The organism is Microvirga arsenatis (assembly GCF_009910705.1).
Classification (GTDB): Bacteria; Pseudomonadota; Alphaproteobacteria; order Rhizobiales; family Beijerinckiaceae; genus Microvirga; species Microvirga arsenatis.
In genome coordinates this window covers 245524-267205 of the sequence record NZ_JAAAXJ010000004.1, presented here as the reverse complement: position 1 = coordinate 267205, position 21682 = coordinate 245524, and the positions used below count along the sequence as shown (strand labels likewise).

At 67.6% G+C, this 21682-nt stretch carries 20 protein-coding genes; 12 read left to right on the top strand and 8 right to left on the bottom strand.

Annotation, left to right across the window (positions count from 1 at the left end; all coding sequences use genetic code 11):
- Positions 1–38: 38 nt before the first annotated feature.
- The 3 genes from GR303_RS10100 to GR303_RS10090 all read left to right on the top strand — a co-directional run bounded on the left by GR303_RS10100 (position 39) and on the right by GR303_RS10090 (position 2801).
- Positions 39–1076 (top strand): ABC transporter substrate-binding protein, encoded by a 1038-nt coding sequence (locus GR303_RS10100; RefSeq protein ID WP_161722061.1) that lies wholly within the window; start codon positions 39–41, stop codon positions 1074–1076.
- 158 nt (positions 1077–1234) lie between these two features.
- A complete protein-coding gene (locus tag GR303_RS10095; RefSeq protein ID WP_201751987.1) occupies positions 1235–2026 on the top strand; it encodes an ABC transporter ATP-binding protein in 792 nt (263 codons plus the stop codon).
- 7 nt (positions 2027–2033) lie between these two features.
- A complete protein-coding gene (locus GR303_RS10090) occupies positions 2034–2801 on the top strand; it encodes an ABC transporter permease (protein ID WP_161722062.1) in 768 nt (255 codons plus the stop codon).
- 59 nt (positions 2802–2860) lie between these two features.
- On the opposite strand, the gene GR303_RS10085 is transcribed toward GR303_RS10090, so the two are convergent.
- From GR303_RS10085 to GR303_RS10075, 3 genes are all read right to left on the bottom strand, one after another.
- Complete coding sequence (locus tag GR303_RS10085; RefSeq protein ID WP_161722063.1) at positions 2861–4006, bottom strand: CobW family GTP-binding protein; 1146 nt, start codon at positions 4004–4006, stop codon at positions 2861–2863.
- Between the two features lie 5 nt (positions 4007–4011).
- A complete protein-coding gene (locus tag GR303_RS10080; protein ID WP_161722064.1) occupies positions 4012–4917 on the bottom strand; it encodes a DMT family transporter in 906 nt (301 codons plus the stop codon).
- Positions 4918–5044: 127 nt separating this feature from the next.
- Positions 5045–6451, bottom strand: coding sequence for a D-alanyl-D-alanine carboxypeptidase family protein (locus tag GR303_RS10075; RefSeq protein WP_161722065.1), 1407 nt, complete (start codon positions 6449–6451; stop codon positions 5045–5047).
- A 191-nt stretch (positions 6452–6642) separates the two neighbouring features.
- Between GR303_RS10075 and GR303_RS10070 the strand changes: the two genes are divergently transcribed.
- Both GR303_RS10070 and GR303_RS10065 read left to right on the top strand, forming a co-directional pair.
- Positions 6643–7545 carry an EamA family transporter gene (locus tag GR303_RS10070; protein WP_161722066.1) on the top strand — a complete coding sequence of 301 codons (903 nt, stop codon included), beginning with the start codon at positions 6643–6645 and terminating at the stop codon, positions 7543–7545.
- 72 nt (positions 7546–7617) lie between these two features.
- Complete coding sequence (locus GR303_RS10065; protein WP_161722067.1) at positions 7618–8769, top strand: 2OG-Fe(II) oxygenase; 1152 nt, start codon at positions 7618–7620, stop codon at positions 8767–8769.
- On the opposite strand, the gene GR303_RS10060 is transcribed toward GR303_RS10065, so the two are convergent.
- The gene (locus GR303_RS10060; protein ID WP_343038401.1) at positions 8757–9164 is read right to left on the bottom strand and encodes an NUDIX hydrolase; all 408 of its coding nucleotides are present in this window, start codon (positions 9162–9164) and stop codon (positions 8757–8759) included. The two genes, GR303_RS10065 and GR303_RS10060, sit on opposite strands and share 13 nt — an antisense overlap.
- Positions 9161–9739, bottom strand: a complete 579-nt coding sequence (locus GR303_RS10055) for an LOG family protein (protein WP_161722069.1) — start codon at positions 9737–9739, stop codon at positions 9161–9163. The genes GR303_RS10060 and GR303_RS10055 overlap by 4 nt, the downstream gene beginning before the upstream one ends.
- A 152-nt stretch (positions 9740–9891) precedes the next feature.
- Here GR303_RS10055 and GR303_RS10050 point away from each other — a divergent pair, with 152 nt between their 5' ends.
- Positions 9892–11058 (top strand): acetyl-CoA acetyltransferase, encoded by a 1167-nt coding sequence (locus GR303_RS10050; protein ID WP_161722070.1) that lies wholly within the window; start codon positions 9892–9894, stop codon positions 11056–11058.
- A gap of 15 nt (positions 11059–11073) precedes the next feature.
- On the opposite strand, the gene GR303_RS10045 is transcribed toward GR303_RS10050, so the two are convergent.
- Positions 11074–11340, bottom strand: coding sequence for a BolA family protein (locus GR303_RS10045; RefSeq protein WP_161722071.1), 267 nt, complete (start codon positions 11338–11340; stop codon positions 11074–11076).
- A gap of 90 nt (positions 11341–11430) precedes the next feature.
- On the opposite strand from GR303_RS10045, the gene GR303_RS10040 reads away from it, so the two are divergent.
- The 4 genes from GR303_RS10040 (at position 11431) to GR303_RS10025 (ending at position 16228) form a co-directional block, all read left to right on the top strand.
- Positions 11431–12060, top strand: a complete 630-nt coding sequence (locus GR303_RS10040; protein WP_161722072.1) for a J domain-containing protein — start codon at positions 11431–11433, stop codon at positions 12058–12060.
- A gap of 119 nt (positions 12061–12179) precedes the next feature.
- Complete coding sequence (gene cobS, locus GR303_RS10035; RefSeq protein ID WP_161722073.1) at positions 12180–13169, top strand: cobaltochelatase subunit CobS; 990 nt, start codon at positions 12180–12182, stop codon at positions 13167–13169.
- 159 nt (positions 13170–13328) lie between these two features.
- Positions 13329–15227 (top strand): cobaltochelatase subunit CobT, encoded by a 1899-nt coding sequence (gene cobT, locus GR303_RS10030; protein ID WP_161722074.1) that lies wholly within the window; start codon positions 13329–13331, stop codon positions 15225–15227.
- Positions 15224–16228, top strand: a complete 1005-nt coding sequence (locus tag GR303_RS10025) for an esterase-like activity of phytase family protein (RefSeq protein ID WP_161722075.1) — start codon at positions 15224–15226, stop codon at positions 16226–16228. Before cobT ends, GR303_RS10025 begins: the two co-directional genes overlap by 4 nt.
- Here the strand turns inward: GR303_RS10025 and GR303_RS10020 are convergent, their stop codons facing one another.
- On the bottom strand, positions 16229–16852 hold the full coding sequence (locus GR303_RS10020) for a queuosine precursor transporter (protein ID WP_161722076.1): 624 nt from the start codon (positions 16850–16852) through the stop codon (positions 16229–16231).
- A 96-nt stretch (positions 16853–16948) separates the two neighbouring features.
- On the bottom strand, positions 16949–17239 hold the full coding sequence (rpmB, locus tag GR303_RS10015; protein ID WP_161722077.1) for a 50S ribosomal protein L28: 291 nt from the start codon (positions 17237–17239) through the stop codon (positions 16949–16951).
- 232 nt (positions 17240–17471) lie between these two features.
- On the opposite strand from rpmB, the gene GR303_RS10010 reads away from it, so the two are divergent.
- Together GR303_RS10010 and GR303_RS10005 are read left to right on the top strand one after the other, a co-directional pair.
- Entirely contained in the window at positions 17472–18332 is an 861-nt protein-coding gene (locus GR303_RS10010; protein WP_161722078.1) for a DUF3108 domain-containing protein, read from the top strand.
- A gap of 189 nt (positions 18333–18521) precedes the next feature.
- Positions 18522–21680 carry a helicase-related protein gene (locus tag GR303_RS10005; RefSeq protein WP_161722079.1) on the top strand — a complete coding sequence of 1053 codons (3159 nt, stop codon included), beginning with the start codon at positions 18522–18524 and terminating at the stop codon, positions 21678–21680.
- Positions 21681–21682 lie beyond the last annotated feature (2 nt).

Sequence of the window (21682 nt, the reverse complement as noted above, 5' to 3'; positions counted from 1 at the left end):
CCACGAGACCCAGGCGACAATCAACAGAGGTGACGGTGATGGCTGCGGATCGTTCGACAAAGGCAAGATGGCTCACGGGGATGCTGGCAGGCGCTGCCGCGCTCCTCGGCACGGCGGCTGCCCAGGCCCAGACCCCGGTGCGATTTTCCCTCGACTGGCGCTGGGAGGGGCCGGCCGCTCCCTTCGCGGTGGCGCTCGACAAGGGCTACTTCAAGGCCGAGGGCCTCGATGTCACCATCGATCCGGCGGCGGGTTCCCGCGAACCGATCTCCCGGGTCGCCTCGGGCACCTACGATGTGGGCTTCGGGGACGTGAACTCCCTTGTGCGCTTCCGCGACGAGAACCCGGGCACCGGCATCAAGGCGGTGATGGTGATCTATGACCGGCCGCCCTTCGCCATCATCGGGCGCAAGAGCCGCGGCATCACCAAGGAGGTGTCGAGCCTGCAGGGCAAGAAGTTCGGCGCGCCCGCCGCCGACGGCGCCTATGCGCAATGGCCGATCTTCAAGACGGTCAACAAGATCGACGACTCGAGCATGAGGTTTGAGAACGTGGGCTTCCCCGTGCGCGAGCCCATGCTGGCCCAGGGAGAGGTCGACGCGGTGTTCGGCTTCTCCATGTCGTCCTACATCAACCTGAAGTCCCGCGGCGTCCCGGCGGACGACATCGTCGTCCTGCCCATGAGCGATTACGGCGTGGATCTCTACGGCAACACGATCATCGTCTCCCAGAAGTTCGCGCAGGAGAAGCCGGAGGCCGTGAAGGGCCTGCTGCGTGCGATCATGAAGGGCGTGCAGGATACGGTGAAGGATCCCTCGAGCGCGGTGGACGCGGTGATCAAGCGCAACGACGTGGCCAAGAAGGACGTGGAGCTCGAGCGCCTCAGGATGGTGCTGGAGCAGAACATGATCACCCCCTGGGTGAAGGAGAACGGTTTTGGCGGCATCGACAAGGCGCGCTTCGCCAAGGCCCTCGATCAGATCGGCCTGACCTTCACCTACAAGGCCAAGCCCGGCGTGGAGGACGTGTTCACGGATCAGTTCCTCCCGGCCGCGGACCAGCGGAAGGTGAATTGATCGTTCTCTGTCACCCTCCCCTTGAGGGGGAGGGTCGCGTGCATCGCGAGCGGGGTGGGGTGGGAAACGCTACGTTCTGCAAGGTCGCGCTTCCCACCCCACCTCGGCTCTTCGAGCCGATCCTTCCCCTCAAGGGGAGGATAAAAGCGGAGCGTCCTTTGTCTGTCTTTGTCGAACTTCACGACGTGACCCATGTCTATGCGCGGGCCGAGGATGGCCTGCCGGCCGTCCAGAACCTGAATCTCAAGGTGAACGAAGGCGAGTTCGCCGCCATCGTCGGGCCTTCGGGCTGCGGCAAGTCCACCCTGATGAAGCTCGCCACCGGATTGCAGTTCCCCCGGGAGGGAGCGGTGATCGTGGGCGGCAGGCAAGTCGGGGCGCCGGTGAAGCTCGCGGGCATGGCGTTCCAGAACCCGACCATGCTGCCCTGGCGCACCACCCTCGACAACATCCTTCTGCCCCTCGAGATCGTGGAGCCCCACCGCTCGCGCCTGCGCCGGCACAAGGCGGAGTATGTGGCGAAGGCCGAGAGCCTGCTCGCCCAGGTTGGCCTGAAGGGACAGGGGCACAAGTTCCCCTGGCAGCTCTCCGGCGGCATGCAGCAGCGCGCCTCCCTGTGCCGCGCCCTCATCCACGAGCCCAAGCTCCTCATGCTCGACGAGCCTTTCGGCGCCCTCGACAGCTTCACCCGCGAGGAGTTGTGGTGCGTGATGCGCGATCTGCATGCGGCGCAGAAGGTCACGATCATCCTCGTCACCCACGACCTGCGCGAGGCGGCGTTCCTGGCCGACCGCATCTTCTGCATGAGCGCGCGGCCCGGGCGCATCGTCGCCGAGCGGAGGGTGGAGTTCCCGAGGCCCCGCGATCTCGACATCACCTATACGCCCGAATTCTCCGAACTCGTCCATGAGCTGCGCGGCCACATCGCGCAGGCGCGCCAGGCGGCTTGAGACACCCATGAAAACCAGGAACCAGCTCGTCTTCGCGCCGTGGGTCTTCACCATCGGCTTCTTCGTTCTCTGGGAGGTGCTCTGCCGCGTCCTGAAGATTTCGAGCTTCATCCTGCCGGCGCCCTCCACGATCCTGTGGGCCGTGTGGGAATACCGCAGCCAGCTCACCTATCACGCTTTCCACACGCTCTGGATGACCCTGGCGGGGTTCGGTCTTGCAGTGGGCTTCGGCCTCCTGCTCGGCATGCTCCTCGGCTCCTCGCGGCTCGTCAATGCGGGCACCTACCCGCTGCTGGTGGGCTTCAACTCGATCCCCAAGGTCGCCGTGGTGCCGATCCTGGTGTTCTGGTTCGGCGTCGGCTGGGTGCCGCCGGTGCTCACCGCCTTCCTGATCTCGTTCTTTCCCATCGTAGTGAATGTGGCCACCGGCATCGCTACGGTTGAGCCGGAAATGGAGGACGTGTTGCGTGCGCTCGGCGCCTCGAAGCGCGACATCGTGTTCAAGGTGGGCGTGCCGCGCGCGATGCCCTATTTCTTCGGCTCGTTGAAGGTGGCGATCACGCTCGCCTATGTGGGCTCCGTCATCGGCGAGCAGAACGCGTCGAACGTCGGAATCGGCAACCTGCTCACCCGAGCCTCGGCGGCCTTCGAGGTGCCCCTGGTCTGGGCCGCTCTCGTGGTGCTCGCGGTGCTCGGCGTGATCATGTACGCGGTCACGGCCTATGCGGAGCGCTCCATGACCGGCTGGGCGCAGCGCTCGCAGATGGCAGCCTAAAGCATGATCCGGAAAAGTGGGTACCGGTTTTCCGAAACGATCATGCGAGGCTTAAGCATCTAGCGCCTCAACGACAGGGGATTGTCGGAGAGCGCCGCCGCATCGGGCTGGTCGACGGCGGGCTTGCCGAGAAAAGCGTTCCAGAGCTTTTCCACCATCTCGCGCTCGAGGTCGTCCACGATGAAGACGATGCGGCTGCGCCGGTCCTCGCTCGGCCAGCGCGGCAGGATGGCGGGAACGTGGATCACGTGCTGCACGCCGTGGATGACCACCGGATGCTCAGGATCCTCGGCCAGCGCCACGAGGCCCTTCACACGCAGCAGCTTCGCGCCCTGGGACGAGCGCAGGAGATCCAGGAACATGTCGAGCGTGCCCTGGCGGATCGGCCGGTCGCTGGTGAGGCAGAAGGCGCGGATCTTCTCGTCGTGCCGGTTCACGTCATGATGGTGGTGACCATGGCCATGGCCGTGATGATGGTGATGGCCGTGCTGATGCGCATGGCTTTCCCGCTCCGCCTCCTCCACAGCCTCCGTCCGCAGCCACTCGGCCACGTCGGCAATCCTGCCCTCGAGATCGAAGAGGCCCCCGGCGATGACGGCGTCAGTCGGGGCATCTGCCGTGAGCAGGGTTGCGCCGGGATTGAGCCGGTGCAGCCTCTCCCGAAGCTCCCGGAGTGCTGCCGCGTCGGAGATCAGGTCCGTCTTCGTGATGACGATGCGCTCCGCAACGGCCGCCTGCTTCACCGCTTCGCGATGCGCATCGAGGGTCGCAGCCCCGTTCACCGCGTCGACCACCGTCACCACGCCCTCGACCGCATAGCGCATCGACAGGTACGGGTGATAGAGCACCGCATGCAGGATCGGCGCCGGATCGGCGAGGCCCGTGGTCTCGATGAGCACGCGCCTGAAGGGCAGGATGCGGCCGTTGTCGCGCTTGCGCAGCAGGTCTTCCAGGGTCGCGATCAGGTCGCCGCGCACCGTGCAGCAGAGGCAGCCGGCGGAGAGCAGCACCATGCCTTCGTCCACCGTCTCCACCAGCAGATGGTCGAGGCCGATCTCCCCGAACTCGTTGATGATGACCACGCTGTCCTGCAGGGCGGGATCTTTCAGGAGCCGGTTGAGCAGGGTGGTTTTGCCCGAGCCCAGGAAGCCCGTGAGAATGGTGAGCGGGATGGGGGCAGGAGTGGTCATCGGGCTGTTCGTCATCGGTTTCAATCCGCAATCGGCACCAGCGGCGCATCCTTGAGGCGGCGCTGCTCCAGGAGAACGTTGGCGACGATCGCCGCCAGCACAAGGGTACCCCCCGCGATCTGGAGGGGGGACAGGGCCTCGTTCAGGATCAGGGCCGAGGAGATCGCGGCCACCACCGGCTCGGTGCAGTAGATGATGCCGGCCGCCACCGCCGTGATGCGGTTGAGGGCGAGAAACTGCAGCACGAAGCCGAACACGTAGCCGCCGATGGTCATCGCAACCGCGAAGGGCGCAAGGGCCAGCACCGAGGGCGGCGCGAACTGTCCTGCGGCGAGGCTGATCAGCGCCGCCGTCGGCAGCACGAGCAGGTGGATCCAGAAGGTCTTGGCCATCACGCCCGTTCTGCGGCAGCGCGCGGCGGCGAAGAACTGGATTGCCGTGGCGATGCTCGCGCCGAAGGCCAGCGCGAGGCCTCTCCAGTCGAGATCGCCGAAAGCGGGGCCCACCACCATGACGACGCCGAGGGTCGCAACGCCCACGACGCCCAGCAAGGCGGGCGTCAGCCTCGTGCCCTCCACGAAGGGGCTCGCCAGCACGATCAGGATCGGGAAGGTGTAGAACACCACCGCCGCCACGGTGACCGGGATGAAGGCCACCGAGGAGAGATAGCAGATGCCCACGAAGGCCGTTGCGACGCCGAGGAGGAGGAGCGTGCCCCTTTCCTCCCGCGCCGCCTTCAGGGAACTTCTCGCCACGGCGGCGACGATCCCCACCAGGACCAGCATCAGGAACACCCGGTAGACCACGATGGCCGATCCGCTCGCGCCAGCGAAGGATGCCATGCGGGCATAGACGATGTTGAAGCCGTAGAGGCTCGCCGAGACGAGGGCGAAGATCAGGCCGTTGGCAGGGGAGGAGTTGGTCATGGCGGGGTCGATGTGCGGGCTCGAACCGTTCGCCCGGATGCCGGCGAATTGCAAGAGGGCCGGAGAGTGCCGGCAAGCAAAACGCCCGGTCGGTGACCGGGCGCTGCGAAGGGTTGGGCTGCCTGCCTCAGTTGGCGACGGCCTTGGGCTTGCCCGCCGCATCCGCCTTCTGCGGCGGCTTGGCCTTCATGTCGAAGGGAGCCGCGGGCTTGGCCGGGGGCTTGGGAGCCGTGCCGGTCACCGGCTTGACGGTAACGCTCACCCGCGGTTGTGCCTTGCCGGGAGCATTGGCCTGGGCGGGCTTCTTCTCGGGCGTCGCGGCGGCTTCTGTCCCGGTGTCGTCCTTGGCCGCCTCGGCGGCCGGCGCCTTGTCCTTCTTGGGTGCTGCAGCCTTCTTGGTCTTGGCCCTGCGGGCCTGCTCCGCGGCAGCTTCCGCGGCGGCCTGGGCCGCGAGCTCGGCCTCGGAAGGCGGGTTCAGGCCGACCCAGACCCGCTCCGGCTGCACGGCCGCGCGGGGTCCGAGCACGGTGCGCGTCGGCTTGTCGGGCGTATCGCCCGCAAACGCCATCACCTCGGAGGAGAAGAGGTTGGGGATGTTGCTGTCCGTCTCGGCAACGACCGGGGCGTCATCCTCCTGGGGCATGGGCCCGCGCCGGTCGCAGATGACCGGGCGCATGTCCGGCGGGGTGGTATTGGCCGAGGCGGGCAGGGCCGTGAGTTCCGGGTTGGTGAAGTTCACCTTGCTGCTGAAGCCGCGGTCGAACAGTTCGGCCGCCTTGATGGTGCGCTCGTTGGCGGAGGGGGCGCCGAGCACGACCGTGATGAGATGGCGGCCGTTGCGGGTGGCGCTCGCCACCACGTTGAAGCCTGAGGAGCAGATGAAGCCGGTCTTCATGCCGTCGGCGCCGGGATAGCGGCCGATGAGCCCGTTGGTGTTGCGCATGATGCGGCGGCCGAACTGGATGGCGCCGATGTCGAACAGGTCCCTGTACTCGGGGAAGTCCAGCAGCAGGGCGCGGGCGAGGATCGCCATGTCGCGCGCCGTAGTCTGGTTGCGCTCGTCGGGCAGGCCGTGGGGGTTGGCGAAGTGGCTGCTCACCATGCCCAAGCGCCGGGCATGAGCATTCATCAGCTCCGAGAAGCCCTCGATCGAACCGCCGATATTCTCCGCAATGGTGGCGGCGACATCGTTGGCAGACTTCACCATCATGATCTTGAGGGCGTTGTCGAGCCGGATCTCCGTGCCGGGCTTGAAGCCCATCTTGGACGGGGGCAGGGCAGCCGCCTTGTCGGACACGATGAGGAGCGTGTCCATGCCAATCTGGCCGGACTTGACCTTCTCGAGCGCCACATAGGCCGTCATCAGCTTGGTGATGGAGGCCGGGAACCAGGGATCCGTCGCCCGCTCGGCGTGGAGGACGCGCCCGGATTCGAGCTCGACGACAAGGGCAGGGCCACCGGCAGCCATGGCCTGGCCGCTCAGGAGGGCGGCAAGGGAGAAGGCTGCGACGCGGAGGGCTCGGCTAACGTTCATACGGAACGACTCCTTGGCTTCGTTCGACGGTCGGAGAGGGTCTCGACGGCCCCGCCTGTCAGCTGGGCCATATTTATCCCCAAACCCTGGCCTTGGCTAGGTTGGGTGGTTTGTTGCTTGGTTTAAACCCCTCTTCTTAACGAAGTCCGTGGCAAGAGAGTGGCGAGAGAGCGGCAGGGTTCGAGACCGACATGGATGTATCCCTCTTCTGGATTCCGGCAACCCTGGCCGCCGCAGCGGCGCAGACAGGCCGCAACGCCACCCAGCGGCGGCTGACCGAAACCATCGGCACCGTGGGCGCAACCCAGATCCGGTTCCTCTACGGCTTTCCCTTCGCGCTCCTCGCCCTGGCGGCCATGAGCCTCGTCACCGGCGAGGCCGCGCCTGCGCCGAACCCCGCCTTCCTGCTCTATGCCCTGGCCGGAGCCGTCGCCCAGATCCTCGCCACCGCCCTGATGCTCGCCGCCATGCGGGAGCGCGCCTTCTCCGTCGTGACCGCCTATACCAAGACGGAGCCGGTGCAGGTGGCCCTGTTCGGCTTCCTGCTTCTCGGCGATCCCCTGACGCCGGCCATGGCAGTCGCCATCGCGGTGGCAACCGCGGGGGTCGTGCTGATGTCGGCGAAGCCCGGCACCGGCTTGGCCTCGTCCGGCCTGAAGCCCGTTGTCTTCGGCCTCGCCTCCGGAGCCTTCTTTGCGCTCGCGGCCATCGGCTTTCGCGGCGCCATCCTGGCGCTCGAACAGGGCTCGCCCCTGATCCGGGCCTCGACGACCCTGGTCTGGAGCCTGGGGATCCAGACGGCCATCCTCCTGCTCTGGCTCGGCCTTCTCGACCGCAAGGCCCTGATGGCGAGCTTCGCCGCTTGGCGGCCCTCCCTCGGGGCAGGCTTCCTCGGCGCGCTCGCCTCCCAGTTCTGGTTCATCGGCTTCGCGCTGACCACCGCCGCCAATGTGCGCACCCTGGCCTTGGTGGAGGTTCTGATGGCGCAGGCGGTCTCCCACCGCTTCCTGGCCCAGGCGACCTCGCGGCGGGAGCTTGCCGGCATGATGCTGATCCTCGGGGGCGTTGCCCTGCTGCTCCTCGCGCAGGGCTAGCTTGTCCCTGCGGCAGCTGCATGATAACGGATAACGTTACAAATCGAGCCGTTCGACCCCGGATCCGTTTCCATGACCGATGCTCCTGCCGACGCCGTGCAACCTGCCTACCGCGTGCTCCAGGTCGGCGACCCCGTGCCGTGGTTCAAGCAGAACTCCACCAGCAACCCGCAATTCAGCTTCGATACGGTGGCCGGCCGCTACATCGTCCTGTGCTTCTACGGCATGGGCGCGGACGAGGTCGGAAAGGCGACTCTGGCCTCGTTCCAGGAGCAGCACCGCTCCCTCTTCGACGACGAGAAGATCGCCCTGTTCGGCGTGAGCTTCGACCCCTCGGACCAGTCGGAGGGGGGCGCGAGGCAGATCGTGCCGGGCATCCGCCATTTCTGGGACTTCGACGGATCGGTCGGGCGGCTCTACGGCGCCCTGCCGCGCAATGTCCAGCCGGGCCAAGGCCCGGTGCCGATCCGCCGCTTCTGGATGGTGCTCAACCCCTCCTTGCGCGTGCGCGCCATCTTCCCCTTCGAGGAGGATGGCAGCGACCGGGAGAAGGTGATGGCCTATCTCCGGGCCCTGCCGCCGGTCAGCCTTTATGCCGGCTTCGAATTGCCGGCTCCGGTGCTCGTGATCCCGGACGTGTTCGAGCCCGAGTTCTGCCAGAACCTCATCGGCCTCTACGAGAAGCATGGCGGCGAGGAATCCGGCTTCATGCGCGAGGTCGACGGCAAGACCGTCGCGGCACACGACCCCAGCCACAAGCGGCGCAAGGACTACACGATCACGGATCCCAATCTGATCCGGCAGGTGCAGCACCGCATCATCCGCCGCGTCAATCCCGAGATCGAGCGGGTGCATTTCTTCAAGCCCTCGCGCATGGAGCGCTACATCGTCTCCTGCTATGCGGCGGAGGATGGCGGGCATTTTCGCGCGCACCGGGACAACACGACGAGCGGCACCGCCCATCGGCGCTTCGCGGTATCGATCAACCTCAACAGCGATTTCGAGGGCGGGGAGGTCAGCTTCCCGGAATACGGGCCGCGCAGCTACAAGGCGCCTCCCGGCGGGGCCGTGGTGTTCTCCTGCCCGCTCCTCCATGCGGTATCTAAGGTCACCAGAGGCCGCCGCTTCGCCTTCCTGCCCTTCCTCTACGACGAGGAGGCCGCGAAGGTGCGCGAGGCGAACAACGCCAAGCTCGGGGAGGGCGTGGGCGCCTACAAGGCCTGAGCGCCGTTCAGGGCAAGGGCCAGAGGCAGGATGATGTCCCGCGTGAGCGGGGCGAGGGGCCTGTTCCCCGGCCGGCCCGGATCGACCCAGGCGGCTTCCGCGATTTCGGCCCGACAGCCGATCTCGCCCGACAGTTCCGCCGCATAGACCGTAGCCCGAACCCATTGCCCCGGCTCGTTGGCGGCCGGGGCCTCGAAGGTGCCGAGGCTGCGTGTCGATGCCTCGGCGAGGCCGCAGCCGAGCTCCTCCCGGATCTCCCGGGCGAGGGAGGCGAGATCGCTCTCGCCTGGCTCGCGCTTGCCGCCGGGCTGCATGAAGCTCCGAGTGCCGCGCTTGCGCACCAGCAGGACCTGCCCGTGCTCGTTGCGGACGAGAGCGGTGACGATTTCGATCACCGCTCGCCCGCCCTGATCCATTTGTCGACCTTCGGCGGCTCGTAGGCCTGGATCGCCTCGATCAGCGCCGCGGGTTCGTTCTCGACGATCAGCATGGCGCGGTGGATCGGCTTGACGAAGCCGCGCGCGACCACGTCGTCCAGGAAGTCCGTGAGCTTGTCGTAGAAGCCGCCGGCATTGAGCAGGGCGCAGGGCTTGCGGTGGTAGCCGAGCTGCGCCCAGGTCCAGACCTCGAACAGCTCCTCGAAGGTGCCGAGGCCGCCGGGCAGGGCGATGAAGCCGTCGGCGAGTTCCGCCATGAGCGCCTTGCGCTCGTGCATGGAGCCCACCACCCGCAGGTCGCTCAAGGACCGGTGCGCGATCTCCTTGTCCACCAGGGCCTGCGGCATGACACCGATTACATGGCCGCCCTTGGCCAGAACCGCGTCGGCCACCGCGCCCATGAGGCCGACGGAGGCCCCGCCATAGACGAGGCTGATGCCCCTGGCGGCCAGGCTCTCCCCCAGCGCCCGCGCCGTGTCGAGGTAGACGGGATCCTGCCCGGCACTGGAGCCGCAGAAGACGCACAGGCGCATGGAGATCTCCTCGTGATTCGTGCCGTCCCCTCGATGAACGACAGGACGCGCCCATGCTCAAGAGGCAGGACGGGCAGGCGCATCTCCGACTTGCTGAAAGGCGCAAAGATCGCCACCTTGTCCCCAACGACACGATCCTTGAGGAGACTTCCATGACAGCCTGCATCGTCGGCTGGGCCCATACCCCCTTCGGCAAGCTCGACGCCGAGACCGTCGAGAGCCTGATCGTCCGCGCGGCCAGCGAGGCGCTGGAGCATGCCGGCATTGGGCCCGAGGATGTGGACGAGGTGGTTCTCGGTCATTTCAACGGCGGCTTCTCCCCGCAGGACTTCACGGCTTCCCTCGTGTTCCAGGCCAGTGACCGCTTCCGGTTCAAGCCGGCAACCCGGGTCGAGAACGCCTGCGCCACGGGTTCCGCCGCCGTGCACCAGGCGATCAAGACCATCGAGGCCAAGCGTGCCAGGACCGTGCTCGTGGTGGGCGTCGAGCAGATGACCCGCACGCCCGGCCCTGAGATCGGCAACATCCTGCTGCGCTGTTCCTACGTGCCGGAGGACGGCGAGACGCCGGGCGGCTTCGCGGGCGTGTTCGGCAAGATCGCAGGCACCTATTTCCAGCGCTACGGCGACCAGTCGGATGCGCTCGCGATGATCGCCGCCAAGAACCACAAGAACGGAGTCGACAACCCCTATGCCCAGATGCGCAAGGATCTGGGCTTCGAGTTCTGCCGCGCCGAGAGCGACAAGAATCCTTACGTCGCAGGCCCCCTCAAGCGCACCGACTGTTCCCTGGTCTCGGACGGTGCGGCGGCGCTCGTCATCGCCGATACGGAAACGGCGCTTCGCATGAAGCGGGCGGTGGCCTTCCGCGCCACGGCCCATGCGCAGGATTTCCTGCCCATGTCCAAGCGCGACATCGTTCAGTTCGAGGGCTGCGCGGAAGCCTGGCGGCGGGCGCTCGATCAGGCGGGCATTCAGCTCTCGGACCTCTCCTTCGTCGAGACCCACGACTGCTTCACCATCGCCGAGCTCATCGAGTACGAGGCCATGGGCCTGACCCCTCCGGGCCAGGGGGCGATCGCGATCAAGGAGGGCTGGACCAACCGCGACGGCAAGCTGCCGGTGAACCCCTCCGGCGGCCTCAAGGCCAAGGGTCACCCCATCGGCGCCACGGGCGTCTCCATGCACGCGCTCTCCGCCATGCAGCTCTGCGAGGACGCCGGCGGCATCCAGGTCAGGAACCCGGTGCTCGGCGGCATCTTCAACATGGGCGGCGCCGCGGTGGCGAATTATGTGAGCGTGCTCGAGCGGATTAAGTGACGAGGCCCCGCGGCCTCATTCCCCCGGCGCCTTGGCCTGGATGGCCAGGGCGTGCAGCCCCCGGTCGAAGGCGCCTTTCAGGGTGTCGTTGACGAGGCGGTGACGCTCGATCCGGCTCTTGCCGGAGAAGGCTTCCGACACGATATGAATACGGAAGTGAGTTTCACCGCCCTCCCGCCATCCTGCATGGCCGTGATGCTTCTCTGATTCGTCGGTGACGGTCAGTTCGGTCGGCTGCAGGTTCTCCTGCAAAGTCTGTGTGATCCAGCGGGCGAGGGTCATGCTGATTGTTAAAGCCTTTTTGAACGGGTCTGCGGCCAAAAGCGTTCAGGCCTTGGCGCGGGGCCTGAAGCCACTCATAATCATTGAACCATGGATCTCAACTCGCCTCTTTTCGACCGCATCCGGATCAAGCCTTCCTGCGAGGAGCCGCAGGAGGCCAAGGGGCCTGTCTGCGAGCATCCCTCCTGCAAGGCGGCGGGCGAATACCGCGCGCCCAAGGGCCGGGACCGGGAGGGGCAGTACTTCCGCTTCTGCCTGCAGCACGTGCGCGAGTACAACGCCTCCTACAACTACTTCGCGGGCATGTCGGATACCGCCGTCGCGGCCTTCCAGAAGGACTCCGTCATCGGCCACCGGCCCACCTGGGCCATGGGCGTGAACGCTTCCGGCGCCGGCGAGGGGCAGGCGGCGAAGGCCGAACCGCGCGACTGGGGCTATTTCGATCCCCTCGGCATCCTGCGCGGGGAGGATTTCACGCAGGCACGGACCCGGCGGGCCAGCCCCGAGCCGAAGCGGCCGCGCCATACGGGCGCCGTGCGCCGCGCCCTGGATGTCCTCGGGCTCGACGAGACCGCCGATGCTCCGGCCATCAAGGCCCAGTACAAGTCCCTGGTGAAGCGCTTCCATCCGGACGCCAATGGCGGCGACCGCTCCTTCGAGGAACGCCTGCGCGACATCATCAAGGCGCATGACACCCTCAAAACCGCCGGGCTCTGCTGACATCACATCCTTTCATGCAGCGCCGATAGGCTTATTAGGAAATTGCACCGCCCCCTCGTGGGGGTTAAGAAGCCATGACGCTTTCAAGACACCGACCTGAACCTGACCGAGAGGCCCCTATGACCGCATATACCGAGCCAGCGACCCTTCTGCCCGATATGAAGGTGTCCGTGCGACAGGTCTTCGGCATCGACTCGGATCTGGAGGTTCCGGCCTTCTCCCAGGCCGAGCAGCACGTGCCCGACCTCGACCCCGACTATCTTTTCGACCGGGACACGACGCTGGCCATCCTGGCGGGCTTCGCCCGCAACCGCCGCGTGATGATCACCGGCTATCACGGCACCGGCAAGTCCACCCATATCGAGCAGGTGGCCGCCCGCCTCAACTGGCCCTGCGTGCGCGTGAACCTGGACAGCCACGTCTCCCGCATCGACCTCGTCGGCAAGGATGCCATCGTGCTCCAGGAGGGCAAGCAGGTCACGGCCTTCCAGGACGGCATCCTGCCCTGGGCGCTGCAGAACAATGTTGCGCTGGTCTTCGACGAGTACGATGCCGGCCGTCCCGACGTGATGTTCGTGATCCAGCGCGTGCTGGAGCAGTCGGGCAAGCTCACGCTCCTCGACCAGAAGCGCGTGATCCGGCCTCACCCGGCCTTCCGGCTGTTCGCCACCGCCAACACGGTGGGCCTCGGCGACACGTCCGGCCTCTATCACGGCACGCAGCAGATCAACCAGGGCCAGATGGACCGCTGGTCCATCGTCACCACCCTCAACTACCTGCCGCACGACAAGGAGGTGGACATCGTCCTCTCCAAGGCGAAGCACTACCAGGAGGATCCGGCGGGCCGGGACATCGTCAACAAGATGGTGCGCGTGGCGGATCTCACCCGCTCGGCCTTCATGAACGGCGATCTCTCGACCGTCATGAGCCCGCGCACGGTGATCACCTGGGCCGAAAACGCCGAGATCTTCGGCGACACGGGCTTCGCCTTCCGCGTCACCTTCCTCAACAAGTGCGACGAGCTGGAGCGCGCCCTCGTGGCCGAGTTCTATCAGCGCTCCTTCGGCAAGGAACTGCCGGAGAGCGCCGTGAACATGGTGCTGTCGTAAAACGACCCTGTCATTCCGGGGCGGCGCAGCCGAGCCCGGAATCCATAAGCGCTGACGTTTCAGGATCAGGTGGATACGCGGCAACCATCCTCATCCTGTCGTGGTTATGGATCCCCGCCTTCGCGGGGATGACACAAGACGAAGCGTCAGGGAGGTGAGATGTCCATCTCGAACCGCAAGCCAGGTGACAAGAAGGAAGCGCCGGCGGAGCCGCTGAAGCGCTCCATTGCCGGCACCATGAAGGCGATCGCCCGCAAGCCGGATCTTGAGGTCGCCTATGCCTCCGACCGCCCGGTGCTCATGGGCCAGGACAAGGCCCGCCTGCCGGAGCCGCCCCGGCGGTTGACCGCCCAGGATGTGGCGATCCTGCGCGGCAATGCGGACGCCATGGCCCTGCGGCTGGCCTGCCACGACACCACGCTCCACCGCAAGCTCGCCCCCGAGGGCCAGGCGGCCCGCGCCGTGTTCGACGCGGTCGAGCAGGCGCGCGTGGAATCCATCGGCTCCCGGCGCATGGCCGGCATCTCCTCCAACATCTCCGCGATGCTGGAGGACCGCTACCATCGCGGCGGCAAGTACGAGGACATCACGGACCGCGCCGATGCGCCCCTCGAGGATGCGCTCGCCCTCATGGTGCGCGAGCGCCTGACCGGCGAGAAGCCGCCGGCCTCCGCCGCCAAGATCGTCGATCTCTGGCGCGACTTCATCGAGGAGCGCGCCGGCCGCGACCTCGACGGCCTGCTCAAGAACATCGAGAACCAGCGCAGCTTCGCCCGCAGCGTGCGCGACCTGCTCTCCTCCCTGGACATGGCCGACGACGCGGCCCTCGACCCGGAGGACGAGGAGAACGAAGAGGATAACGAGTCCGAGCAGCAGGAGCAGCAGGGCGAAGGCGAATCCGAGCAGGAGAGCCAGGGCGACCGCGCCGAGGTGGAGGTCAGCGAGGATTCCAGCGACGAGATGGAGGACGGCGCCGCCGAGGAGGCCGACGGACCCTCCGGCGAGCTGCCCGAGGAATCCGAGGAGGCGGATTCGGAGGATGCCGGCGAGTCCTGGCGTCCGCCGACCCGGTCCAACGAGGCGCGCGGGCCCGATTACAAGGCCTATACCCAGAAATTCGACGAGATCATCCATGCGGAGGATCTCTGCGATGCAGACGAGCTCACGCGGCTGCGCGCCTATCTCGACAAGCAGCTCGCCCATCTCCAGGGCGTGGTCGGCCGTCTCGCCAACCGCCTGCAGCGCCGCCTCATGGCGCAGCAGAACCGGGCCTGGGAGTTCGACCTGGAGGAGGGCGCCCTCGACCCGGCGCGCCTGCCGCGCATCGTCATGGATCCGTTCCAGCCGCTTTCCTTCAAGCAGGAGCAGGACACGAACTTCCGCGACACGGTGGTGACGCTGCTCCTCGACAATTCCGGCTCCATGCGCGGGCGTCCGATCACCGTGGCGGCCACCTGCGCCGACATCCTGGCCCGAACGCTCGAGCGCTGCGGCGTGAAGGTCGAGATCCTCGGCTTCACCACCCGCGCCTGGAAGGGCGGCCAGGCGCGCGAGACGTGGCTGCAGGCCGGCAAGCCGGCCAATCCCGGCCGCCTCAACGACCTGCGCCACATCATCTACAAGTCGGCGGACGCCCCCTGGCGACGCGCCCGCAAGAACCTGGGCCTGATGATGCGCGAGGGCCTGCTCAAGGAGAACATCGACGGCGAGGCCCTCGACTGGGCGCACAAGCGCCTGCTCGGCCGGCCCGAGCAGCGGCGCATCCTGATGGTGATCTCCGACGGTGCGCCCGTGGACGATTCGACCCTGTCGGTGAACCCCGGCAACTACCTCGAGCGCCACCTGCGCTACGTCATCGAGGAGATCGAGACCCGCTCGCCGGTGGAACTCATCGCCATCGGCATCGGCCACGACGTGACGCGCTATTATCGCCGCGCCGTGACCATCGTGGATGCGGAGGAGCTCGGCGGGGTGATGACGGAGAAGCTGGCGGAGCTGTTCGAGGAGAATGCCGGCCCGCCCGCCCGCGGCGCCCCCCGCCGCAGGGCCGTCGCTTGAGGCTCACCCGGCGCCGGTTCCTGCTCGGCGGCGGCGCAGCCGCCGCGACTCTCGTGGGCACGGGCGTCGCCCTGGCGCAGCGCCCGCAGGCCTTCCGGGGAGCGACCCCGATTGCGGTGAATGCCCGGCCGATCGCCCGGCTCTCCACGACCGATCCGGACCGCAGCCGCTTCGGCGCCCTGGTCTTCCGCGCCGGCATCGACCTGCGTTCCCCCATCGAGGCCTTCGGCGGCTTCTCAGGGCTCTGGCGCTCGGGCACCGGGGAGGAGTTGATCGCCCTTGCCGACAATGCGCAGGTGCTGAAAGCCCGCATCGAGACCTCGGACGGGCGGCTCTCGGGCTTGTCCAACCCGGTGCTCTCCCCCCTGATCCTGGGCAACGGCGTTCCGATGCGGCGCTCGCGCTATTACGACACCGAGAGCTTCGCCGTAGCCGGCGGCGCGGCCTTCGTCGGCGTCGAGCGCAACCACGCGGTGATCCGCTTCGAGCGGAGTGCCGCAGGGAGCATCATCCGGGGCGTTCCCATCCCCACCCCGAAGGCGCTGAGGGATCTGCCGAGCAATGGCGGCCTGGAGGCGATCGCCGTCGCGCCGCAGCGTTCGCCCCTGAGCGGCGCCCTCATCGGCATAGCCGAGGGAGGCAGCGGCTTCATCCTCACGGGATCCCGGCTGGGCGCGTTCCAGGTGGTTCTCTCCGGCGGCTACGACGTCACCGACATGGCCTTCCTGCCCGATGGGGATGCCGTCATCCTGGAGCGGCGTTTCTCGCTTTTCGGGGGCTTCGGCTGCCGCCTGCGCCGCATCGCGGCAGGCACGATCAGGCCGGATGCGCGGGTCGAGGGCGAGGTGCTCTACGAAAGCGAGGCCTCGCACCAGGTCGACAACATGGAGGGGCTCGCCGTCCACCGCGAGGGCGGCGAGACGGTTCTCTCCCTGATCTCCGACAACAATTTCAGCGCGCTGCAGCGAACCCTGCTGCTCGAATTCGCGCTGGCCGCCTGATCAGGCGGCCCGCTGCAGCCTCGGGCGCATCAGCGCCAGGATGGCGCCATAGGGGGCAATGGCGATGACGGCGAGCGCCAGCTTCACCAGGTAGTCCGCCACCGCGAGGTTCACCCAGGGCAGGGCGATGCACTCGTCCGCGATTCCGGTCTGGCCCAGCATCTCGCTGATCGTGAGGCCGAGGCCCGGCACCGCGCCGCAATAGAAGGCGAAGGAGAAGAAGATCGCCGTGTCGAGGCCGGACGAGATCACCGAGGAGATGAAGGGCGGCATCCACCAGGCCCGGTTGCGCAGGCGGGAGAAGATGCCGATGTCCAGAAGCTGAGCCGTCAGGAAAGCCGCGCCCGACGCGATGGCGATGCGCGGCGTCGCCAGCACGACGGACAGCGCCACAGCCAGCACGAAGCCCGCATAGACCACCCGGCGCGCTCCCTTGGGGCCGAAGCGGCGGTTCGACAGGTCGGTGATCAGGAAGGAGACGGGATAGCTGAAGGCGCCCCAGGTCAGGTAGTCCCCCATGCCCCAATAGGCAAAGGGATGCTGGACCAGGATGTTCGACGAGAGCACCACCAGCGTCATCGCTGTGAGCGCAAGGAGGAAGTCGCGGCGGTCGATCTGGGTCATGGGCAGCCTCGTCGGGCAAGTCTCAAGCTTCATACACGACGCAAAACGGGCGGCACCAGGGCCGCCCGCAAAGCCGGTTCTCGAAAGCAGACGAGATCAGCTCGCAGCGGCGAGCTTCTTCTCGATCTCGCGCTTCACCGCCAGGGCGGTGGTGGAGAGCTCCTCAGCCTTGGCCTTGGCCAGGAAGGCGTCGAGGCCGCCGCGGTGCTCGACCGAACGCAGGGCGTTGGCGGAGATGCGCATGCGGATCGAGCGCTGCAGGGTGTCAGACTGGAGCGTGACGTTGCAGAGGTTCGGCAGGAACTTCCGCTTCGTCTTGCGGTTCGAGTGGCTCACCAGGTGGCCACTCAGCACGGCCTTGCCGGTCAGTTCGCAACGGCGCGACATGGGTTCAATCCTATCGTCTAATGAGGGTCGCGACCCAAGTTCGCGGGTTTGCGGATCGCAGATCCCGCGCGGCCGGACACCAGAAGTCCTTGGAAGGTGCGAGCCTATAGGCCGAAAAGGGGGCGTGCGTCAAGAATAGCCCGCCGCCGCATCACGTTTTTTTGCAAGCCCATGGTCATGATTTATTCTGAATCTCGTGCGATGCAACGGAATAGACTATCGGGACAGCCCTATGCGCTTCATCGCCTCAGCTCTCGTCACCTTGGCCTTTGCCGGAACGGCCTCGCTTGCGCAGGCCCAGACCCTCAAGGTGAGCTATGACCTCTCCCTGGCCGGCCTGCCCCTCGGGAAGGCCGACCTCGTGTCGTCCTTCAAGGGCTCCCGCTACGAGATGCAGGGGCATGCGAAGCTGACGGGCCTCGCCATGATCCTCACCGGGGGCAGGGGCGAGGCGAGCGCATCCGGCACCCTCGCGGGAGCGGCGCCGCGCTCGACGAGGTTCGCCGTCCTGTCGAAAACATCCGAGAACCAGCGCAGCGTCCGCATGGGCCTGAAGGGCGGCCAAGTGGCCGAGGTGGAGATCGATCCGCCTCTCGAGCCCAAGCCCGACCGGGTTCCGGTCAAGCCGGCCGACAAGAAGGGCGTGGTCGATCCCATGAGCGCGCTCATCATGCCGGCGCTCGAGGCTAAGCCCCTGACCGATCCGGTTAACTGCAACCGCACCATCCCGGTCTTCGACGGCGCCTCCCGGATGAACGTGGTGCTCACCTATGGGGAGACGAAGAGCGTGGAGGTGCCCGGCTATTCCGGCCCGGTCCTCGTCTGCAACGCCCGCTACGTGCCGATCTCGGGTCACCGGACCGAGCGCCCGGCCACCAAGTTCATGCAGGAGAACCGGGACATGTCCGTCTGGCTCGCCCCCGTCGAGGGGCCGCGGCTGCTCTTCCCCCTGAAGGTTTCGGTGCGCACCATGATCGGTGTGGGCGAGATGCAGGCTTCGCTCTGGTCGCTGGAAGGGGACGGGAAGGCGTCCGCGCCGATGCGCCGGGCTGTGCGGGCGGACGAGGCCATCAAGGCCGGCGCCCTCCGATAAGCCCTGAAAATGCTGGGCGAAAGCGTCCGCTACGGGTAGCGAAAGCGGCACTCGCCTCCATATAAGGGGATAGCCCGCAGCCGACCGCGAGGGCCAGGCTGCCTTGTCAAGAAGGCTCCCGGCTCCGGCATCCGGCCCGTCAAGCCTCTCGTTTTTCCGGGACGTTCACCGATTACCCGACATCCAGGCATGGCCCGTCGTTCCCTTCCCCCGCAGGCGCGTGCGCGCGGCGTCACCGCCGTGCTCGGCCCCACCAATACCGGCAAGACCCACCTCGCCATCGAGCGCATGCTCGGCCACGACAGCGGGATGATCGGCCTGCCCCTGCGCCTGCTCGCCCGCGAGGTCTACAACCGCGTGGTGGAGAAGGCAGGTCCCCACAACGTCGCCCTCATCACCGGCGAGGAGAAGATCAAGCCGGACCGGCCGCGCTACTGGATCTCCACCGTCGAGGCGATGCCGCGGGACCTCGACCTCGCCTTCGTGGCCGTGGACGAGATCCAGCTCGCCGCCGACCTCGACCGGGGCCATGTGTTCACCGACCGGGTGCTCAACCAGCGCGGACGCGAGGAGACCCTGCTGATCGGCTCGGCCACCATGCGCCCGCTGGTCGAGGCGCTCATCCCCGGCGTCCATGTGGTCACCCGCCCGCGCCTGTCGAAGCTCTCCTTCGCCGGCGAGAAGAAGGTCTCGCGCCTGCCCCGCCGCTCGGCCATCGTCGCCTTCTCGGCGGAGGAGGTCTACGGCATCGCCGAGCTCATCCGCCGCCAGAGCGGCGGCGCGGCGGTGGTGCTCGGGGCGCTGTCGCCCCGGACCCGCAACGCCCAGGTCGAGCTCTTCCAGAACGGCGACGTGGATTACCTGATCGCCACCGATGCCATCGGCATGGGCCTCAACCTCGACGTGGACCATGTGGCCTTCGCGTCCGACAAGAAGTTCGACGGGTTCCAGTTCCGCAAGCTCAACAACCCGGAACTCGCCCAGATCGCCGGCCGCGCCGGCCGCTACATGCGTGACGGCACCTTCGGCTCCACGGGCCGCTGCCCGCCCTTCGATGCCGAAACCGTCGAGGCGCTGGAAAACCACGTCTTCGACCCGGTGCGCATCCTGCAGTGGCGCAACCCGGACCTCGACTTCTCCACCCTGGCGCGCCTGCGCGATTCGCTGGGAATCCAGCCGCGGGAGCACGGCCTGGTGCGGGCACCCACGGGCGAGGACGTCGCGGCCCTGGAGGTTCTGGCGCGGGAGGACGACATCCAGGGGATGGCCCGCTCCCCCTTTGCGGTGGAGCGGCTCTGGCAGATGTGCCAGGTGCCGGACTACCGCAAGGTTTCGCCTCAGACCCATGCGGATCTCGTGGGCCAGCTCTACCGTTTCCTCATGAAGGACGGGGCCATTCCCGCCGACTGGTTCGCCCGCCACTTGTCCGCCATGGACCGGACCGACGGGGATATCGACACCCTCTCCAACCGCATCGCCCAGGTCCGCACCTGGTCCTTCGTCGCCAACCGTCCCGACTGGCTGAAGGATCCGGAGCATTGGCAGGATGTTGCGCGTCAGGTAGAGGACAAGCTATCGGATGCGCTCCATGAACGCCTCGCCCAAAGGTTCATCGACCGGCGGACGAGCGTTCTCATGCGGCGCTTGAGAGAGAACAAGATGCTCGAAGCGGAAATTACGACCACCGGCGACGTCACCGTCGAGGGGCAGCATATCGGTCACCTGCACGGCTTCCATTTCGTGCCCGATCCCCAGGCCGACACCACGGAGGCCAAGACCCTGCGCAACGCCGCCAGCAAGGCGCTGGCCGGCGAGATCGAGGCGCGGGCGGACCGGTTCGCCGAGACCCCCGACGCCATGCTCGTGCTGTCCAACGACGGCACCGTCCGGTGGATGGGCGACCCGGTGGCGAAGCTCGAGCCGGGCGACAAGCTGTTCGAGCCGCGCCTGCGCATCCTCTCGGACGAGCATCTGACGGGCCCCGCCCGCGACAAGGTGGACAACCGCCTGCGCGCCTGGCTCAAGGCCTATGTGGTGCGCCTGCTCGGCCCCCTCCTGCAGCTCGAGGACAGCCAGGAGCTGCAGGGCCTTGCCCGCGGCATCGGCTTCCAGATCGGAGAGGCGCTCGGCGTGCTGGAGCGCGCCAAGGTCCTCAACGAGGTCCGCAGCCTCGATCAGGAGGCCCGCGCGGCTCTGCGCAAGGCCGGCGTGCGCTTCGGGGCCTATCACCTCTACCTGCCGGCCTTGCTGAAGCCGGCGCCCCGGGTGCTCGCCACCCAGCTCTGGGCCCTGCAGAACGGCGGCCTCGACCAGAAGGGCATCGACGAGATCGCCCATCTCGCCCAATCAGGCCGTACCTCGATTCCGGTCGATCCCGAGATCGCCCACGGGCTCTACCGCGCCGCGGGCTTCCGGGTTCTGGGCGGCCGCGCCGTGCGCGTCGACATCCTCGAGCGTCTGGCCGACCTGATCCGTCCCGCCATCGCCTATCGCCCCGGCATCACGCCGGGCGAGCCGCCTCCGGGCGCGGCCGATGGCGAGGGCTTCGTCCCCACCGTCGCCATGACGTCCCTCGTCGGCTGCGCGGGCGAGGATTTCGCCACGATCCTGAAATCGCTTGGCTACGTCATGGAGCGCCGGCCGGGCCCGGCCATCACCGTGCCGCTCGTTCAGGCCCCGCAGGCTGTCGCGCCGCAAGCCGCGCCCGCGGAAGGCGAGGGGGCGGCTCCGTCCGAGGAAGCCCCGGCTGCCGAGCCGGCCGAGGCCGCCTTGGGCTCCGAGGAAACTGGTGCCGTTGCCGCCGAGGCTCCCGAGGCTTCCCTCCCTGCGCAGGAGATCGAGGCCAGCGCCGCCGAGGCGGTGGCTTCCCCGGAGGGCCAGGCTCTGGCACCGGCGGAGGCTCCGGCCGAAGCCTCTGCCGAGACCGCTCCGGCCGAGCCCGAGACCATCGAGGTCTGGCGCCAGGGCCGCCGCCATCACGAGGGCGGCCAGGCCCGCCACGGCCGCGAGGCCCGGGGCGGCCGTCACGAGCGCGGCGAGCGGCCGAACCGGGGCGACCGGCGCCCCCGCCAGGGCGAAGCCCAGGAGGGTCAGGCCGGCGAACGCCGTCCGCGCCCGGAGCGCCGCGAGGCGCAAGGGGAGGGAGGGCGGCCGCAGAACCGCCCGCCGCGCGGCCCCAATCATGGGGATGGCCGCCGCGGGGAGGATCGCCGCGGGCCCCGTCCCGACAAGCGCGCCGACAACCGCCATGGCGGCGGCCACGAGCGGCGTGAGAAGCAGCCGGACCCCAACTCGCCCTTCGCCAAGCTCATGGCCCTCAAGGCTCAGCTTGAGGACGGCAAGAAGTGAGG

What these genes read in the sequence shown, in the direction of transcription:
- GR303_RS10100 (WP_161722061.1), top strand. Translation starts at nt 39, where the DNA reads ATGGCTGCGGATCGTTCGACAAAGGCAAGATGGCTCACGGGGATGCTG.
- GR303_RS10090 (WP_161722062.1), top strand. Translation starts at nt 2,034, where the DNA reads ATGAAAACCAGGAACCAGCTCGTCTTCGCGCCGTGGGTCTTCACCATC.
- GR303_RS10085 (WP_161722063.1), bottom strand. Translation starts at nt 4,006, where the DNA reads ATGACGAACAGCCCGATGACCACTCCTGCCCCCATCCCGCTCACCATT.
- GR303_RS10080 (WP_161722064.1), bottom strand. Translation starts at nt 4,917, where the DNA reads ATGACCAACTCCTCCCCTGCCAACGGCCTGATCTTCGCCCTCGTCTCG.
- GR303_RS10075 (WP_161722065.1), bottom strand. Translation starts at nt 6,451, where the DNA reads ATGAACGTTAGCCGAGCCCTCCGCGTCGCAGCCTTCTCCCTTGCCGCC.
- GR303_RS10070 (WP_161722066.1), top strand. Translation starts at nt 6,643, where the DNA reads ATGGATGTATCCCTCTTCTGGATTCCGGCAACCCTGGCCGCCGCAGCG.
- GR303_RS10065 (WP_161722067.1), top strand. Translation starts at nt 7,618, where the DNA reads ATGACCGATGCTCCTGCCGACGCCGTGCAACCTGCCTACCGCGTGCTC.
- GR303_RS10055 (WP_161722069.1), bottom strand. Translation starts at nt 9,739, where the DNA reads ATGCGCCTGTGCGTCTTCTGCGGCTCCAGTGCCGGGCAGGATCCCGTC.
- GR303_RS10050 (WP_161722070.1), top strand. Translation starts at nt 9,892, where the DNA reads ATGACAGCCTGCATCGTCGGCTGGGCCCATACCCCCTTCGGCAAGCTC.
- GR303_RS10045 (WP_161722071.1), bottom strand. Translation starts at nt 11,340, where the DNA reads ATGACCCTCGCCCGCTGGATCACACAGACTTTGCAGGAGAACCTGCAG.
- GR303_RS10040 (WP_161722072.1), top strand. Translation starts at nt 11,431, where the DNA reads ATGGATCTCAACTCGCCTCTTTTCGACCGCATCCGGATCAAGCCTTCC.
- cobS (WP_161722073.1), top strand. Translation starts at nt 12,180, where the DNA reads ATGACCGCATATACCGAGCCAGCGACCCTTCTGCCCGATATGAAGGTG.
- cobT (WP_161722074.1), top strand. Translation starts at nt 13,329, where the DNA reads ATGTCCATCTCGAACCGCAAGCCAGGTGACAAGAAGGAAGCGCCGGCG.
- GR303_RS10020 (WP_161722076.1), bottom strand. Translation starts at nt 16,852, where the DNA reads ATGACCCAGATCGACCGCCGCGACTTCCTCCTTGCGCTCACAGCGATG.
- rpmB (WP_161722077.1), bottom strand. Translation starts at nt 17,239, where the DNA reads ATGTCGCGCCGTTGCGAACTGACCGGCAAGGCCGTGCTGAGTGGCCAC.
- GR303_RS10010 (WP_161722078.1), top strand. Translation starts at nt 17,472, where the DNA reads ATGCGCTTCATCGCCTCAGCTCTCGTCACCTTGGCCTTTGCCGGAACG.
- GR303_RS10005 (WP_161722079.1), top strand. Translation starts at nt 18,522, where the DNA reads ATGGCCCGTCGTTCCCTTCCCCCGCAGGCGCGTGCGCGCGGCGTCACC.